The organism is Cereibacter sphaeroides 2.4.1, assembly GCF_000012905.2.
Taxonomy (GTDB): Bacteria; Pseudomonadota; Alphaproteobacteria; order Rhodobacterales; family Rhodobacteraceae; genus Cereibacter_A; species Cereibacter_A sphaeroides.
This window is the reverse complement of record NC_007493.2, coordinates 1588364-1603910: the sequence shown is the minus strand read 5'-3', so window position 1 is coordinate 1603910 and position 15547 is coordinate 1588364. Positions and strand designations below refer to the sequence as shown.

The window sequence follows — 15547 nt, the reverse complement described above, 5'->3', positions numbered from 1 at the left end:
GCGGCCTCCCGCACGGCGCCGGAGGTCTCACGCATGACCCACCACCTTGTTCTTGAGGCCGGTGCCGAGATAGGCCTCGATCACCCGCTCGTCGTTCTTCACTTCCTCGACAGTTCCTTCCGCCAGCACCTTGCCCTCGGCCATGCAGATGACCGGGTTGCAGAGGCGGGCGATGAAATCCATGTCGTGCTCGATGACGCAGAACGTATAGCCGCGCTCCTCGTTCAGCCGCACGATGGCATCGCCGATCGTGTTCAGAAGCGTCCGGTTCACGCCGGCGCCCACCTCATCGAGGAAGACGATCTTGGCATCCACCATCATGGTGCGCCCGAGCTCGAGAAGCTTCTTCTGCCCGCCCGAGATGTTCGAGGCCTTCTCGTCGGCGAGATGCGAGATCGTCAGGAACTCCAGCACCTCGTCGGCCTTGTCGCGCAGCCGCCGCTCCTCGGCCGCCACCGCGCCGCGGCGGAACCAGGCGTTCCACAACGTCTCGCCGGACTGGCGGGCCGGAACCATCATGAGATTTTCCCGTACGCTCATCGAGCCGAACTCGTGCGCGATCTGGAAGGTGCGCAACAGTCCCTTGTGAAAGAGCGCGTGCGGCGGCAGGCCGGTGATCTCCTCGCCGTCCATCGTGACCCGTCCCGAGGTCGGCGGCAGCCGCCCCGCGATCACGTTGAACAGCGTGGTCTTTCCCGCCCCGTTCGGTCCGATCAGCCCGGTGATCGAGCCGGTGGCGATCTGCAGCGATGCGCCATCCACGGCCCGGAAACCGCCGAAGTGCCTGTGCAGGTTTTCGACTGCTATCATTCTTTCCCCTTTGCCCGCCGTTTCGCACCCTCCCGCATGGGCGCCGGGCCTTGTTCTTGGAATGGCAACGGCCCAAGGCACACAGATGCGCGCCCCGGGCCGTGCCGGTCCTTATACGCTTGCCTGTCTTAGCGGAAGCGGTCCGTTTCGAACTTGCCGTCCTTCACGGTATATTCCCGGAAGCTGCCCGCGCTCTCGCCGGGGCCGATCAGCTCGACGTTGGTGGCGCCCACATAGTCGATGTCGGTGCCGGCCTTCAGCAGCTCGATCGCCTTGGCGAGATCGCCGGGATAGATCTTTTCTCCAGGCGCGTTCGCCACTTCCTCGATCTTCGACTTGTAGTCGGCCGGGGCCGCGGACCCCGCCGCCTGCATCGCGAGCAGGATCAGCGACGCCGCGTCGTAGCTCTCGCCCACATAGGAGGAGGTGCCGTCGAAGCCCGCTTCCTTGGCCATATCGAGAATCTTCGTCGCACCCTCGCTGTCGGTGCCGGGCACGGTGCCGAACGAGCCGTCGAGCGGCGATCCGATCGCCTCGACCAGCGCATCGCCATACATGCCGTCGGGCAGGAAGAAGGTCTCGAAGGCGCCGGTGTCGAGGGCCGCCTGGATCACGCCCTTGCCGCCCTGATCGACATAGCCCGCCACGACCAGCATGTCGCCGCCGGCCGCCGCGAGCGCCGCCACTTCGGCCGAATAGTCCGCCTTGCCGTCTTCATGCGCGGCCGAGATCGTGACCTTGCCGCCGGCCTTCTCGAAGGCCTGCTGGATCGAATCCGCGAGGCCCTTGCCGTAGTCGTTGTTGGTGTAGGTGATCGCGACCGAGCCGATGTCGCGCTCCTTCAGGATCTCGGCGATCACTTCGCCCTGACGGGCGTCGGAGGGGGCGGTGCGGAAGAACAGCCCGTCGTCCTCGGCCTCCGACAGGGCGGGCGAGGTGGCCGAGGGCGAGATCATCACGACGCCGTTCGGGCGCGCGACGTTCTGGAGCACGGCGCCGGTGACGCCCGAGCAGTCGGCGCCCATGATGCCCTGCACCTTGTCCGAGGTGACGAGACGTTCGGCCGCAGCCGTCGCCGCCGCCGCATCGACGCAGGTCGAGTCGGCGCGCACCACCGTCACCTTGGAACCCTCGAGCAGCGTGCCCGCTTCATTCACCTCGTTGACCGCGAGCTCCGCGCCCGAGGCCATGTTCGGCGTGATCGATTCGAGCGGCCCGGTGAAGCCGAGGATGATGCCCATCTTGACATCTTCTGCCGAGGCGGCACCGGTCAGTGCGAGGGTGGCCGTGCCGGCCAGAAGCAGCTTTTTCATTGTAGAACTCCCTGGTTGGATCGAGATCCTGCCGCAGACCCTATTTTGCCCCGGTTCAAAAGAAAAGGGAGCATCTGAGGTGCAGGTGCCGCACGAAGATCGCCACCGCTGCGGCCTCGTCCATGCCGCTCGCCGGAAGCCGCTCCGCCTGCCCGGGCAGAGGGTCCGCCGCATCGCTCACTCCTCCTCGACCGCCCCGGGCGCGCTCTGCGTGCCGCGCTCGCGGTAGGGGGTGGTCGCGTAATGGGCGCGGTAGCATTTCGAGAAATGCGACGGGCTCGCGAAGCCGCAGGCCAGCGCCACGTTGATGACGCTCATGTCGGTCTGCATCAGCAGGTTGCGCGCCTTCTGCAGCCGCAGTTCCATGTAGTAGCGCTTGGGCGAGCGATTGAGGTAGCGGCGGAACAGCCGCTCGAGCTGGCGGGTCGACATGCCCACCTCCTCGGCCAGATCGGCGGGGCTGATCGGATCCTCGATATTGGCCTCCATCTTGCGGATCACCTCGGAGAGCTTCGGGTGCCGCACGCCGATCCGGGTCGGGATCGAGAGGCGCTGCGTGTCCTGATCGGTGCGGATCGAGGAATAGATCAGCTGGTCGGCCACGGTGTTGGCGATGTCGTCGCCCTGATCGCGGGCGATGATCTTCAGCATCATGTCGATCGAGGCCGTGCCGCCCGCAGTGGTCAGCCGGTTGCCGTCCATCACGAAGACGGATTTCGTCAGCCGCACCTCCTCGAATTCCTCGGTGAAGCCGTCCTGGTTCTCCCAGTGGATGGTGGCCTTCTTGCCGTCGAGAAGCCCCGCCTTGGCCAGCGCATAGGCCCCGGTGCAGAGCCCGCCGATCGTGACGCCCCGCCGCGCCTCGCGCCGGAGCCAGTTCACCACCGGCCGGGTGGTGGCCTTCTGCACGTCGATCCCGCCGCAGACCAGAAGCACATCCTCGCGGTCGATCTCCTCGAGGCCCATGTCGAGCCGGAAGGCCGCGCCGTTCGAGCAGACCGCCTCGGTCCCGTTCTCGCCGGCCAGCGCCCAGGCATAGAGCGGCCGTCCCGCGACCCGGTTCGCGATCCGCAAAGGCTCGATGGCGCCCGCGAAGGAGATCATCGTGAAACGGTCGAGCAGCAGGAAGACGAAGCGTCGGGGCCGGCGGGCCTTGTCGGGGGCGGCGGCCTTGGCGGGAGAGATGGTCATGTTGCGACCTTGTGCGTCGTTTGCAGTCCTGTGAAACAGGATTTGAAACACCCTTCAAGGTGCAACTTCGACCAATTCCGCTTCCCAAGGGCGGTCGCTTTCCGTATATCGCGCCCCAGACCGAAAGCTGCCGGAGGACCCGTGATGACCAGGGGCTGGACCAAGACCGACTGGCGCGCCAAACCGCGCATCCAGATGCCCGATTACCCGGACGCCGCTGCCGTCAAGGCGGTGGAGGGGCAGCTTGCGAAATATCCCCCGCTCGTCTTTGCTGGCGAAGCCCGCAAGCTGAAGGCGGCGCTGGCGGAAGCGGCCGAGGGACGTGCGTTCCTGCTGCAGGGCGGCGACTGCGCCGAGAGCTTCTCGGAATTCTCCGCCGACAACATCCGCGACACGTTCCGTGTGCTGTTGCAGATGGCCATCGTGCTGACCTACGGCGCGAAAGTGCCGGTGGTGAAGGTGGGCCGCATGGCCGGCCAGTTCGCCAAGCCGCGGTCGGCGCCGACCGAGGTCATCAACGGGATGGAGCTGCCCTCCTACCGGGGCGACATCATCAACGGCTTCGACCCGAGCCCCGAGGCGCGCATCCCCGATCCGCAGCGGATGCTGCAGGCCTATACCCAGGCAGCGGCCTCGCTCAACCTGCTGCGCGCCTTCTCGACCGGCGGCTTCGCGGATATCCACCGCGTGCATTCCTGGACGCTGGGCTTCTGCGAGCAGGACAAGGCAGAGCGCTACCGCGACATCTCGAACCGGATCTCGGACGCGCTCGACTTCATGTCGGCCGCGGGCGTGAACGGCTCGACCTCGCACAATCTCTCGACGGTGGATTTCTACACCTCGCACGAGGCGCTTCTGCTCGAATATGAGGAGGCGCTCTGCCGCATCGACTCGATCACCGGCCAGCCCGTCGCGGGCTCGGGCCACATGATCTGGATCGGCGACCGCACCCGTCAGATCGACGGCGCGCATGTCGAATTCTGCCGCGGCGTGCTGAACCCGATCGGGCTGAAATGCGGCCCCTCGACCACGGTCGAGGATCTCAAGGTGCTGATGGCCAAGCTCAACCCGCAGAACGAGGCCGGGCGGCTCACGCTGATCGCGCGCTTCGGCGCGGGCAAGGTGGGAGAGCACCTGCCGCGTCTGATCCGGGCCGTCCGCGAGGAAGGGGCCAAGGTGACCTGGTGCTGCGACCCGATGCACGGCAACACGATCAAGGCGGCTTCGGGCTACAAGACCCGCCCGTTCGATTCCGTGCTGCGCGAGGTGCGCGAGTTCTTCTCGATCCACAAGGCCGAGGGCTCGATCCCCGGCGGCGTGCATTTCGAGATGACGGGGCAGGATGTGACGGAATGCACCGGCGGCCTGCGCGCGGTGACGGACGAGGATCTGTCCAACCGCTACCACACCGCCTGCGATCCGCGCCTCAACGCCTCGCAGTCGCTGGAGCTGGCCTTCCTCGTGGCCGAGGAGCTGACGACGATGCGGGAAGCGGCGCGGCGCGTGGCCCTCTGACACCGCTTCAGCTTTTGGCTGCAAGCTATTGATATGCAGGAAAAGCCGCCCTCCGGGGCGGCTTTTTCGTCCGGCAGGACTTGGGCGTTGCGGTCAGCCCTTGACCAGCCGGAGATGCTTGCGCCCCGGGGCGGCGCGCGGCGGCGGCGGCGGCGGTTCGAGCCCGGCCGCGCCGAAATCGGGCAGGCGCAGGCGCAGGCGCGGGCCCGGCCGTTCGGCGGGCTGGGCATCGACCATGTCCACGGCCGAGCGCAGGATCGTGAGCCGCCGCGGCGCGCGGCCGATGGCACCATCGGTCACGAGGCAGCCGAAGATCAGCGGCTGGCTTCCTTCCGGCCGCAGCGGCAGCAGCAGGAGCCGCCCGGTCAGCGCGGCGCGACCGAGCGAGGCGGGCGACCCGAGCCAGACCTCGCCCACGCCCGGCCCGGTCAGAACGCGCGCCACGACGCTCGCCAGACGTTCGCGCGAGTCCACGTCGAACAGGGTCGAGATCGGGATGCCGCGCACATCGATGCCCATGAGGTCGGCCAGATGCATCCCGGCGAGGCGGAAGCGCGCCATGCCGGGCGCGATCCGCTCGGCGAGGAAGGCGCAGCTCAGCGCCTCCTCTATGCGGCGCGGATCGATGTCTCCCCGACGCGGCAGCTCGCCCTCGGCGCGCAGGCGCAGCTCGTGCCAGTAACTGCGCAGCAGCGCGAGCGACGCCGGATCGACCCCCGTCCGCCCGCCGCCGGTCTGTCCCACGCCGGTGCCGCCCATCCTCATGCTCATGACTTGCCTCCCGTTTCCCATGGGGCCGCGCGGCTTGCCGCGCATCCGTCGCTCTGTTATGCGCCGCTGCGGGCGAAGCCGGGCTCCGGCCGCAATGGTTATTCAAATGTTAATCTATCCCTCCTTTCGTATCTCGGGGTGAAGATTCTGAGAGAATGGTAAACGGACGGGCGGGGTCGAGGAGGACTGCATGATCAGCTCGATGACCGGCTTCGCGGCGCGCCGCGGCCAGGGCGAGGGCCACTCCTGGCTCTGGGAACTGCGCTCGGTGAACGGCAAGGGCCTCGATCTGCGGTTGCGGGTGCCGGACTGGATCGAGGGGCTGGAGCCCGCGATCCGGGCCGAACTCGGCCGGGTTCTGCAACGGGGCAGCGTCAGCCTCTCGCTCAAGGTCGCGGCCGAGGGCGGAACGGACGGGCTCCGGGTCAACGTCGGCGCGCTCCAGTCGATGCTGCGCGCGCTGGCCGAGGTTTCGGCGGCTGCGCACGGCTCGGGGATCGAGCTGCGCCCGGCGAGCCCGGCCGACGTGCTGGGGCTGCGTGGCGTCCTCGAACAGGCGACGGGGGTCGAGGATACGGGCCCGCTCCGCGCGGCGCTGCTGGCCGAACTGCCGGAGCTGCTGGCGGCCTTCACCGAGATGCGGCGCAGCGAGGGCGAGGCTCTGGCCCGGCTGATCGGCGCGCAGCTCGACCGGATCGAGGCGCTTACTGCCGAGGCCCGCACCGAGGCCGAGGCGCGCCGCGAGGCCGCGCCATTCGCGCTTCGTGAAAATCTGGCCCGTCTCCTCGCGGCAGGCGAGGGTCTCGACGAGACCCGCATCGCGCAGGAGCTGGCGCTTCTGGCCGTCAAGCAGGACGTGACCGAAGAGCTCGACCGGCTGGCGGCCCATGTCGCGGCCGCCCGCACGCTTCTGGGCGAGACGGCGCCCGTGGGGCGGCGGATGGATTTCCTCGTGCAGGAGTTCATGCGCGAGGCCAACACGCTCTGCTCGAAGGCGCAGTCGCTGGCGCTGACGCGGGTCGGGCTCGACCTGAAGACCGTCATCGACCAGATGCGCGAGCAGATCCAGAACGTGGAGTAAGCCCTTGGCCCGTCGTGGACTTCTTCTGATCCTCTCCTCGCCGTCGGGCGCGGGCAAATCGACCCTCTCGAAGCGGCTGACCGCCTGGGATCCCTCGATCCGCTTCTCGGTCTCGGCCACCACCCGCGCGCCGCGGCCGGGCGAGGTGGACGGGCGCGATTACTACTTCCGCACCCGCGACGAATTCATCGCCGCCGTCGAGGCGGGCGAGATGCTCGAACATGCCGAGGTCTTCGGCAATTTCTACGGCTCGCCCAAGGCTCCGGTCGAGAAGGCGCTGGAGCAGGGCCACGACACCTTGTTCGACATCGACTGGCAGGGCGGCCAGCAGATCCGCAACTCCTCGCTCGGCCGCGACGTGGTCTCGATCTTCGTGCTGCCGCCCTCGATCGGTGAGCTCGACCGCCGCCTGCGGTCGCGGGCGCAGGACAGCGAGGAGGTGATCGCCACCCGCATGGCGCGCTCGAAGGACGAGATCAGCCATTGGGCGGAATATGATTATGTGCTCGTCAATCGCGATCTCGACCTTGCGGAGGAGCAGCTGAAAATGATCCTCTCCGCCGAGCGTCTGCGCCGCGACCGCCAGCCCGACCTGATGGACTTCGTGCGCGGCCTCAACGGGGAGTTCGAGACGAGATGATCTATGCACTGGACGGCGTCGCGCCGCGCATCGATGCCGAGGCCTGGGTCGCACCCGGCGCGAGCGTGATCGGCAAGGTGGTGCTGGAGGCCGGAAGCTCGGTCTGGTTCGGCGCGGCCCTGCGCGGCGACAACGAGGAGATCGTGATCGGCGCGGGCTCGAACGTGCAGGAGAATGCGGTGCTGCACACCGACATGGGCTATCCGCTGACGGTGGGGGCTAACTGCACCATCGGCCACAAGGCCATGCTGCACGGCTGCACCATCGGCGAGAACAGCCTGATCGGCATGGGCGCCACGGTCCTCAACGGCGCGAAGATCGGCCGGTTCTGCCTGATCGGCGCCTGTGCGCTCGTGACCGAGGGCAAGGAGATCCCGGATTTCTCGCTGGTCAAGGGCTCTCCCGGCAAGGTGGTGAGAGAGCTGACCGAGGAAGAGCGCGCCCGGCTGATCGCCTCGGCCGAGGGCTATGCGGCCAACGCCCGCCGCTTCCGCGCGGGCCTCACCGCGCTCTGACCGGCGCGGCCGCTGACGGGGGGCGGGTGGCCGCCCCTTTCCATTCGGCCGGGGCCGCCCCGGCAGCCTGAAGGAGACGCCCATGGCCGATCGCGACGACATTCCCGAAAGCCTCGTGCGCCGGACGCCCTGGCCCGAGAGCGTGAGCCGGCCGGTGGTGACGCCGCTGCAGCCCTCGGTGGTCTATGCCTCGCTCGACCCCGACCAGCTCGACGCGCAATATGCGGGGCAGGTCAAGGGTTTCACCTATGCCCGCGAGGGCCATCCCAATGCCGAGGTGCTGGCGCGCAAGATCGATGCGCTGGAAGGGGCCGAGGGCGGGATCGTCGTGGGCTCGGGGATGGCGGCGGTGGCGGCGGTGCTACTGGGCCTTCTGCGTGCGGGCGATCATGTGGTGGGCGGCGACCAGCTCTATGGCCGGTCGCTGCGGATGATGGCCGAGGATCTGCCGCGGCTCGGGATCGCCACCTCGCTCGCCGATGCCACCGATGCGGCGGCGGTCGAGGCGGCGCTCCGGCCCGAGACGAAACTCGTGCTGATCGAGGTGGTCTCGAACCCGACGCTTCGGGTAGCCGATCTCGATGGCATCGCCGCGCTCTGCCGCGCGCGGGGGATCCTTCTTGCCGTCGACAGCACCTTCTCGACCCCGCGGGGGATCCGGCCCTTCGACCATGGCGCGGATATCGTGATCCATTCGGTGACGAAGCTTCTGGCCGGCCATTCGGACGTGACGCTCGGCTATGTCGCCTGCCGCACGGCCGAGCTGCGCCGGGCGGTCGAGCTGTTCGCGGTGACGACGGGCCTTACGCCCAGCCCGTTCGACTGCTGGCTGGCCGAGCGCGGGCTTCTCTCCTTCCACCTCCGCTACGACCGGGCCGAGGAGACTGCCGCCCGGCTGGCCGATCATCTGGCGGGTCTGCCGGGGGTGCGGCGCGTGATCTATCCGCTGCGGGCCGATCATCCCGATCAGGCACGAGCAGTGGCGCTGCTCGGACGGCGCGGCGGCAACATGCTGTCCTTCGAGCTCGAGGGCGGGCGCGCGGCGGCCAATGCGCTGACCCGCGCCATGCCGGCCGTGGCCTTCGCGCCCACGCTGGGCGACGTCGGCACCACGCTCTCGCACCCGGCCTCCTCCTCGCACCGGGCGGTCGCGCCTGAGGTGCGGGCGCGGCTCGGCATTTCGGAGGGCTTCTTCCGCATCTCGGTGGGCGTCGAGGAGGCGGATCTCCTGATCCGCGACTTCACCGCGGGTGTGGCCGCAGCCCGCGACGCCTGAGGCGCTAGTCCCCGGCCACGAGGTTTATGGCGAGGCCCGCCGCATGGCGGGAGAGCTCGCGCTCGACCAGATCCGGCGCGGGCAGCGGCGGGCAGCGCACGATCACGCGCCCCGCATAGCCCAGCCCGCGCAGCCGGTGGAGAAGATCCACGGCGTCGCAATCGGCCGCGATCAGCGGCACCGAGACAGCCGCGGGTGCAAGATCGGCCAGAAGCAGCGCGGTGAGGCCCGAGAGACCGGTCTCGGCCATGGAGGACGGCCCGGGAGGTCCGCCCTCGGTCGCGATCAGCCGGATGGCGGCGGGACCGTCCCTCAGCCGCGATGGACCCGCCGTATCGGGCAGCGGTGCGACCCGCTTTTCGCCGTCCCAGACCAGTCTCAGCCAAGGCCGCCCGTGCCTGCTCGCGTCCTGTCGTCTCACCCCGATACCTGCCCCCGCCGGATTTGTTTCGAAAGAAATGTTCAGGTTCCCGATCGGGTCCGGTTGAAGAGGCATTCTCTGTCCTCTGTTGCGGAAATGGCACGGCTGGCACTGACCCTCGGCGCATGGCAGGAAGGGGTCGAGGCAGAGGGAGACCGCAATGCAGGCGCAGGATGCAACTCAGCTTCTGGAGGGTGTGCCGCTGCCCCTCGTGCTGATCGGCCCGGATGAGCGGATCCGGGCGGCCAACGCGCCGGCGCAGCGGCTGTTCGGCGCCGCGAGCGTGGCGCGGCATTATGTGATGGCGATGCGGCAGCCGGCGCTGCTCGATGCGATCGAGGGCGCGATCCGGCTCGATCGGCCGGGGCGCGCGCGCTACATCATCACCGGACCCTCGCGGGAGGTGACCTATCGCGCGACGGTGACGCCGGTCCGCATCCACGGCGAGAGCTGCGCGCTCTGCGCCTTCGAGGACATCACCGAGCAGGAGCAGATGGGCGCGATCCGGCGCGACTTCGTGGCGAACGTGAGCCACGAACTGCGCACCCCCCTCACGGCGCTCCTCGGCTTCATCGAGACGCTGCAGGGCGCTGCGCGCGACGATCCCGCGGCACGGAGCCGGTTTCTCGGCATCATGGCGCGGGAGGCGGGCCGGATGAACCGGCTGGTGCAGGACCTCCTGTCGCTGAGCCGGGTGGAATCGGAAGAGAGGGTGCGGCCGAAGACCCCGGTGGATGTGACGGCGGTGATCGGACAGGCCATCGCGGCGCTGCGCCCCATGGCCGAGGCCGCGGGCGTCGAGATCCAGCGTCAGGGCGAGGCGGGGCCGATCCTGCTGCCGGGAGACCCCGACCAGCTCACGCAGGTCTTTCACAACCTCATCGAGAATGCGGTGAAATACGGCGCTTCGGGCAAGCTTGTCACCGTCGGGATCTCCCGCGATGCCGAGGGCCTCGCGCGGCTCGGGCCCGCGGTGCGGATCGAGGTGGTGGATCGGGGCGAGGGGATCGACGCCATCCATCTGCCGCGGCTGACCGAGCGGTTCTACCGCGTGGACAACCACCGCTCGCGCGAGAAGGGCGGCACCGGGCTGGGCCTCGCCATCGTGAAGCATATCGTGAACCGGCACCGCGGCCGCTTCCTCATCGAGAGCGAGCTGGGGCAGGGCAGCCGCTTCATCGTGACGCTGCCTCTGGCCTGACCCGGCCTGCTCCTGCGGAGAGCGGGCGCGCCCGGGCAGGTTCCGCACCCGGGCGGGTGCCGGCGCCTCAGAGCCGCGCGATCCGTTCGGTCAGGAGCGCGAAGAAGCCGTCCGCATCGAGGTCGCGCATGAAGAGCGCGTTCGGTGTCCGGTCGCTCACCCGCCACCAGTCCGCCACCGTCATGCCGGTGGTGAAGCGGCCCTCGGTCTCGATCTCGACATTGATGTGCCGCCCGAGGAAGAGGTCGGGGTTGAGGAGATAGGCGATCACGCAGGGGTCGTGCAGCGGCGCGCCCTCGCTGCCGTATTTCTCGCGGTCGAACCGCTCGAAGAAGTCCATCCATTCCTCGACCAGCTCCCCGATCCGGGTGCCCATCTCGCGGAACCGCGCCACGCGGGCCCTGTCGGTGACGGCCTTGTGCGTCACGTCGAGCGGCATGACGACGAGCGGCACGCCGGCGCCGAAGACGATGGCCGCGGCCTCGGGATCGACGAAGATGTTGAACTCGGCGGTGGGGGTGATGTTGCCCACCTCGAAATAGGCCCCGCCCATCAGCACGATCTCGCGGATGCGCGGCGCCACGTCCGGCGCGCGCTGAAGCATGGCCGCGATGTTGGTGAGGGGACCGAGCGGGCAGAGCGTGATGCTGCCTGCGGGCTCGGATCGCAGCGTCTCGATCAGGTAATCGACCGCGTGGCGCTCCTGCAGGGGCAGGGTGGGGTCGGGCAGGGCCGGCCCGTCGAGGCCGGTCTTGCCGTGGACATGCTCGGCCGTGACGAGGGGCCGAGCCAGCGGCGCGTCGCAGCCCGCGAAGACGGGAATGTCGGTCCGGCCCGCGATCTCGCAGAGGATGCGCGCATTGCGCTCGGTGAGCCGCAGCGGCACGTTGCCCGCCACGGCGGTGATGCCCAGCACCTCGAGTTCGGGGCTGGCCAGCGCGAGCAGGATCGCCACGGCGTCGTCCTGTCCGGGGTCCGTGTCGATGATGATCCGGCGGGGCGGGGTCATGGCGTCTCCTGAGCTGGGTCCGGGCACCAAAGCGCAGGACGCGGCGCTTGTCCATCGCGACGCAGGGGGAGGATCCGCGCGACCCGTACGCCTGCGGTTCGCCGTGGGACGGGCAGCGGGCCGGGTCAGGCAAGGAGGGGAAAGCAGAGCGCCCCGGCGAGTTGCCGGAGCGCCGGTCAGCCGCTACCGCCCGTCACCGCAGGGGATGCCGGACGGCTGCGGAAGGTCAGCCGTCGAAATCCACGGTCTCGATCAGCTTCAGCGCCTCGCCGCGATGCGAGGCCACCTCGGCGAGGCTGACCGCGTCGGGCGTGAACTCGCCCCAGCTCTGCACCAGCTCCGACCGCGCGACACCGGGCTCGACCGGGAACTCGTGGTTCGTCTCGGCGTAGATCCGCTGCGCCTCGTCGGAGGCAAGCCACTCCATCAGCTTCAGCGCGGCCGCGCGGTTCGGCGCGGCCTTCGTCATGGCGACGCCCGAGATGTTCATGTGGGTGCCGCCGCCCTCGAAGGTCGGGAAGACGATGCGGACTGAGTCCGCCCATTCCTTCTGCTCGGGATCGGCCAGCATCTGCCCCATGTAGTAGGTGTTGCCGAGGCTGATGTCGCATTCGCCGGCCCAGATCGACTTCACCTGATCGCGGTCGTTGCCTTCGGGCTTGCGGGCGAGGTTCGCCTTCACCCCTTCGAGCCAGGTCTTCGCGCCCTCGGTGCCGTGATGCGCGATAACGGCGCCGGTCAGCGCCACGTTGTAGTCGCTGGTGAAGGAGCGGGTGCAGATCCGGCCCTTCCACTTGTCCGAGGCGAGATCCTCGTAGGTCGTGACCTCGCCGTCCTTCACGCGCTCCTTCGAGGCATAGACGATGCGGGCCCGGCTGGTCAGGCCGAACCAGTGGCCCGCCGGATCGCGGAACTCGGCCGGGATGTTCGAGGAGAGCACGTCGGATTCAACCGGCTGCGTGACGCCCGCCTCGACGACCTGCATCAGCCGCGCGATATCGACCGTCAGCACCAGATCGGCCGGCGAGCGGTTGCCTTCGGCCACGAGCCGTTCCGCCATGCCCTTGTCGACGAAGGCCACATTGACGTCGATGCCGGTCTCGGCGGTGAAGGCATCCACCAGCGGCTGGATCAGCTCGGGCTGACGGTGCGAATAGATGTTCACCTCGTCGGCCAGAGCGGGCAGGGCGGTGGTGCCAAGGGCAAGGGCTACCAGCGGAAGAGCGGCGTGACGCATATGTGACCTCTTTTGTCAGGTATTGCCCGACCAATAGGCGGGTTGGCAGCAGTCGTCAATCGCTGAGTCTATCAGTCAACAAAGCGGCCCGGGGCAAGCGCTGCCGTCACGGCTGATCTCGCCTGCCGCGGCAGAGCCTGTTCCAGCTCCCCCTCCGGCTTCGGGACGGCCGCTCTCACTCGACAAGCCCAGCCCGATCCGCCCGACGCTGCTGTTGACCCGACACGGGCCGAGCAGGAATTCCCAGAAGCCTCGACGTCCCTCAGGTGCGTTCCTCGGCCTTGGCGCGATCCCAGAGCGCGTCCATCTCGGCCAGGGTGCTGTCCTCGGGGCCGCGGCCCTCTTCGGCGAGCCAGGCCTCGATTCGCTCGAAGCGGCGGGTGAATTTGGCGTTGGCCGCGCGCAACGCCGCCTCAGGATCGATCTTCAGATGCCGGCCGAGGTTCGCCATCACGAAGAGAAGGTCGCCGAATTCTTCGAAGGTCTCCTCGGCGGTGAGGCTGTCACGCGCCTCGACCAGCTCGCGCGCCTCCTCGGTGATCTTGTCGAGCACCTCGCCGGTCGAGGGCCAGTCGAAGCCCACGCGCGCGGCCCGCTTCTGCAGCTTCACGGCCCGCGTCAGGGCAGGAAGGCCGAGCGCCACCCCGTCGAGCACGCCCGCCTGCGCCCGGCCCGCCCGCTCGGCGGCCTTGATCCGCTCCCAGTCCAGCGTCTGCTGGTCGGACGACTTGTCGCGCGATGCGTCGCCGAAGACATGCGGGTGGCGGGCGATCATCTTGTCGGCGATGCCCTTGGCCACCGCCTCGAAGTCGAAGAGCCCGCGCTCTTCGGCCATACGCGCGTGGAACACCGTCTGCAGGAGAAGATCGCCCAGCTCGCCCCGCAGCTCGTCCCAGTCCTCGCGCGCGATGGCATCGGCCACCTCATGCGCCTCCTCGAGCGTATAGGGCGCGATGCTGGCAAAGGTCTGCTCCACATCCCAGGGGCAGCCGCGCTCTGGGTCGCGCAGCCGCTCCATGATGGCGAGAAGCCGGGGCAGGCCGGGGCCGGCGGTGAAGGGATCGGACATGGAGAGCCTCGCGAGGGTTCGGTCCGGCCCGGCATAACGGGCGCCGGGGCAGCGGTAAACCGTCCGGTGGGGCGGCCCCCTCTGCAGGGCGGCTGCTCGAGCGAGGCACCTGCAGGCGAGTCCGGCCCGGTTGACGTAGCGCCATCCGGCTTGCGGCGGGAGCCGATTTGGGCTTCCTTGCCCGCCTGACCCTTGAGCCCAGGAGTGCCCCATGCCCGTCGTCAACCGCATCGCCGATTACGCGGAGGAAATGACGGCCTGGCGCCGCCACCTGCACCGTCACCCCGAACTGCGCTTCGACTGCCAGAACACCGCGGCCTTCATCGCCGAGCGGCTGCGCGCCTTCGGCGTGGACGAGATCCACGAGGGCATCGCCACCTCCGGCCTCGTGGCGATCATCGAAGGGCAGGGCGAAGGCCCCACCATCGGACTGCGGGCCGACATGGATGCGCTGCCGATCGAGGAGCTGACGGGGGCCGACTATGCCTCGACGGTGCCCGGGCGGATGCATGCCTGCGGCCACGACGGCCATGTGACCATGCTGCTGGGGGCCGCGCGCTACCTCGCCGAGACGCGGCGATTCGCGGGCCGCGTGGCGCTCCTCTTCCAGCCCGCCGAAGAGGATGGCGGCGGCGGCGAAGTCATGGTTCGCGAGGGCGTGATGGACCGGTTCGGCATCTCGCAGGTCTACGGCATCCACAATGCGCCGAACGTGCCGCTGGGGCGGTTCGTGACCGCGCCCGGGCCGCTGATGGCCGCGGTGGACACGGCCACGGTGCGGGTGATCGGCAAGGGCGGCCATGGCGCCACGCCGCACGAGACGGTCGATCCGGTGGTGGCGATCGTGGGTATGGTCTCGGCGCTCCAGACCATCATCTCGCGCAACCTCTACACGCTCGACGATCTCGTCCTCTCCGTGACCCAGATCCACACCGGCTCGGCCTCGAACATCATCCCCGAGGACGGCTGGTTCTGCGCCACGATCCGCACCTTCACGCCCGAGGTGCGCGACCTCGTCCGCCGCCGCTTCCACGAGATCGTCGAGGGCCATGCGGCGGCCTATGGCGTGCGGGTCGAGATCGACTACGAACTGGGCTACCCGCCTACGGTGAACGATCCGGCAAAGGCGGGGTTCGCGGCCGAGGTGGCCGCCGAGATCGCGGGCGAGGCCGGGGTCGAGGCCAATGCCAATCGCGAGATGGGCTCGGAGGATTTCGCCTACATGCTCGAGGCGCGCCCGGGGGCCTATCTCTTCCTCGGCACGGGGCCGGGCGCGGGGCTGCACCATCCCGCCTACGATTTCAACGATGCGGCAAGCCCGCTCGGGGCCAGCTTCTTCGCCCGCCTCGTGGAACGCGCCCAGCCGCTCGAGGCGTGACCCGCGCGCCGGACGCCGACACAGGCGTCGGCCGCTGCGATGGACAGGTCTCACCGCCCGACCGGTGCGCCCAGGGTCCCCTCGGCCGACCGCGGATGGATCTGGGTGCGACAGGCCGGG

Annotated in this window: 15 protein-coding genes; 7 read left to right on the top strand and 8 right to left on the bottom strand. The window is 69.0% G+C overall.

The features are described from left to right. Positions 1–27 precede the first annotated feature (27 nt). The 3 genes from RSP_RS07740 to RSP_RS07730 form a co-directional block, all read right to left on the bottom strand. Positions 28–810, bottom strand: coding sequence for an ABC transporter ATP-binding protein (locus RSP_RS07740; protein WP_002720081.1), 783 nt, complete (start codon positions 808–810; stop codon positions 28–30). Positions 811–938: 128 nt separating this feature from the next. Beyond that, entirely contained in the window at positions 939–2123 is a 1185-nt protein-coding gene (locus RSP_RS07735; RefSeq protein WP_011337850.1) for an ABC transporter substrate-binding protein, read from the bottom strand. Between the two features lie 177 nt (positions 2124–2300). Then, positions 2301–3314 (bottom strand): GlxA family transcriptional regulator, encoded by a 1014-nt coding sequence (locus tag RSP_RS07730; protein ID WP_002720078.1) that lies wholly within the window; start codon positions 3312–3314, stop codon positions 2301–2303. Positions 3315–3458: 144 nt separating this feature from the next. Here RSP_RS07730 and RSP_RS07725 point away from each other — a divergent pair, with 144 nt between their 5' ends. Then, the gene (locus RSP_RS07725; RefSeq protein ID WP_011337849.1) at positions 3459–4829 is read left to right on the top strand and encodes a class II 3-deoxy-7-phosphoheptulonate synthase; all 1371 of its coding nucleotides are present in this window, start codon (positions 3459–3461) and stop codon (positions 4827–4829) included. Positions 4830–4922: 93 nt separating this feature from the next. On the opposite strand, the gene RSP_RS07720 is transcribed toward RSP_RS07725, so the two are convergent. Next, positions 4923–5600 (bottom strand): PAS domain-containing protein, encoded by a 678-nt coding sequence (locus tag RSP_RS07720; protein WP_011337848.1) that lies wholly within the window; start codon positions 5598–5600, stop codon positions 4923–4925. 190 nt (positions 5601–5790) lie between these two features. On the opposite strand from RSP_RS07720, the gene RSP_RS07715 reads away from it, so the two are divergent. From RSP_RS07715 to RSP_RS07700, 4 genes are all read left to right on the top strand, one after another. Beyond that, positions 5791–6681 carry a YicC/YloC family endoribonuclease gene (locus RSP_RS07715; RefSeq protein ID WP_011337847.1) on the top strand — a complete coding sequence of 297 codons (891 nt, stop codon included), beginning with the start codon at positions 5791–5793 and terminating at the stop codon, positions 6679–6681. Positions 6682–6685: 4 nt separating this feature from the next. Next, positions 6686–7321: a guanylate kinase gene (gene gmk / locus RSP_RS07710; RefSeq protein ID WP_011337846.1), complete on the top strand. Its 636-nt coding sequence runs from the start codon at positions 6686–6688 to the stop codon at positions 7319–7321. Next, positions 7318–7836 (top strand): gamma carbonic anhydrase family protein, encoded by a 519-nt coding sequence (locus RSP_RS07705; protein WP_011337845.1) that lies wholly within the window; start codon positions 7318–7320, stop codon positions 7834–7836. Before gmk ends, RSP_RS07705 begins: the two co-directional genes overlap by 4 nt. 82 nt (positions 7837–7918) lie before the next feature. Further along, positions 7919–9112: a trans-sulfuration enzyme family protein gene (locus tag RSP_RS07700; RefSeq protein WP_011337844.1), complete on the top strand. Its 1194-nt coding sequence runs from the start codon at positions 7919–7921 to the stop codon at positions 9110–9112. A 4-nt stretch (positions 9113–9116) separates the two neighbouring features. Here the strand turns inward: RSP_RS07700 and RSP_RS07695 are convergent, their stop codons facing one another. Then, positions 9117–9362 (bottom strand): hypothetical protein, encoded by a 246-nt coding sequence (locus tag RSP_RS07695; RefSeq protein WP_002720071.1) that lies wholly within the window; start codon positions 9360–9362, stop codon positions 9117–9119. A 331-nt stretch (positions 9363–9693) separates the two neighbouring features. On the opposite strand from RSP_RS07695, the gene RSP_RS07690 reads away from it, so the two are divergent. Then, positions 9694–10734: a sensor histidine kinase gene (locus RSP_RS07690; RefSeq protein WP_011337843.1), complete on the top strand. Its 1041-nt coding sequence runs from the start codon at positions 9694–9696 to the stop codon at positions 10732–10734. 67 nt (positions 10735–10801) lie between these two features. On the opposite strand, the gene RSP_RS07685 is transcribed toward RSP_RS07690, so the two are convergent. The 3 genes from RSP_RS07685 to mazG all read right to left on the bottom strand — a co-directional run bounded on the left by RSP_RS07685 (position 10802) and on the right by mazG (position 14049). Beyond that, positions 10802–11743 (bottom strand): nucleoside hydrolase, encoded by a 942-nt coding sequence (locus RSP_RS07685; RefSeq protein ID WP_011337842.1) that lies wholly within the window; start codon positions 11741–11743, stop codon positions 10802–10804. Between the two features lie 226 nt (positions 11744–11969). Continuing rightward, positions 11970–12980: a Fe(3+) ABC transporter substrate-binding protein gene (locus RSP_RS07680; RefSeq protein WP_011337841.1), complete on the bottom strand. Its 1011-nt coding sequence runs from the start codon at positions 12978–12980 to the stop codon at positions 11970–11972. A 262-nt stretch (positions 12981–13242) separates the two neighbouring features. After that, positions 13243–14049 carry a nucleoside triphosphate pyrophosphohydrolase gene (gene mazG, locus RSP_RS07675; protein WP_011337840.1) on the bottom strand — a complete coding sequence of 269 codons (807 nt, stop codon included), beginning with the start codon at positions 14047–14049 and terminating at the stop codon, positions 13243–13245. Positions 14050–14260: 211 nt separating this feature from the next. On the opposite strand from mazG, the gene RSP_RS07670 reads away from it, so the two are divergent. Then, positions 14261–15427 (top strand): M20 aminoacylase family protein, encoded by a 1167-nt coding sequence (locus tag RSP_RS07670; RefSeq protein WP_002720066.1) that lies wholly within the window; start codon positions 14261–14263, stop codon positions 15425–15427. The last annotated feature ends 120 nt before the right edge of the window (positions 15428–15547 follow it).

Bases quoted from the DNA above. Each gene is read 5' to 3' on its own strand.
- RSP_RS07690 (WP_011337843.1), top strand. From the start codon at position 9,694: ATGCAGGCGCAGGATGCAACTCAGCTTCTGGAGGGTGTGCCGCTGCCC.
- RSP_RS07725 (WP_011337849.1), top strand. From the start codon at position 3,459: ATGACCAGGGGCTGGACCAAGACCGACTGGCGCGCCAAACCGCGCATC.
- RSP_RS07700 (WP_011337844.1), top strand. From the start codon at position 7,919: ATGGCCGATCGCGACGACATTCCCGAAAGCCTCGTGCGCCGGACGCCC.
- RSP_RS07720 (WP_011337848.1), bottom strand. From the start codon at position 5,600: ATGAGCATGAGGATGGGCGGCACCGGCGTGGGACAGACCGGCGGCGGG.
- RSP_RS07685 (WP_011337842.1), bottom strand. From the start codon at position 11,743: ATGACCCCGCCCCGCCGGATCATCATCGACACGGACCCCGGACAGGAC.
- RSP_RS07715 (WP_011337847.1), top strand. From the start codon at position 5,791: ATGATCAGCTCGATGACCGGCTTCGCGGCGCGCCGCGGCCAGGGCGAG.
- RSP_RS07695 (WP_002720071.1), bottom strand. From the start codon at position 9,362: ATGGCCGAGACCGGTCTCTCGGGCCTCACCGCGCTGCTTCTGGCCGAT.
- RSP_RS07740 (WP_002720081.1), bottom strand. From the start codon at position 810: ATGATAGCAGTCGAAAACCTGCACAGGCACTTCGGCGGTTTCCGGGCC.
- RSP_RS07670 (WP_002720066.1), top strand. From the start codon at position 14,261: ATGCCCGTCGTCAACCGCATCGCCGATTACGCGGAGGAAATGACGGCC.
- RSP_RS07705 (WP_011337845.1), top strand. From the start codon at position 7,318: ATGATCTATGCACTGGACGGCGTCGCGCCGCGCATCGATGCCGAGGCC.
- RSP_RS07680 (WP_011337841.1), bottom strand. From the start codon at position 12,980: ATGCGTCACGCCGCTCTTCCGCTGGTAGCCCTTGCCCTTGGCACCACC.
- RSP_RS07735 (WP_011337850.1), bottom strand. From the start codon at position 2,123: ATGAAAAAGCTGCTTCTGGCCGGCACGGCCACCCTCGCACTGACCGGT.
- mazG (WP_011337840.1), bottom strand. From the start codon at position 14,049: ATGTCCGATCCCTTCACCGCCGGCCCCGGCCTGCCCCGGCTTCTCGCC.
- RSP_RS07730 (WP_002720078.1), bottom strand. From the start codon at position 3,314: ATGACCATCTCTCCCGCCAAGGCCGCCGCCCCCGACAAGGCCCGCCGG.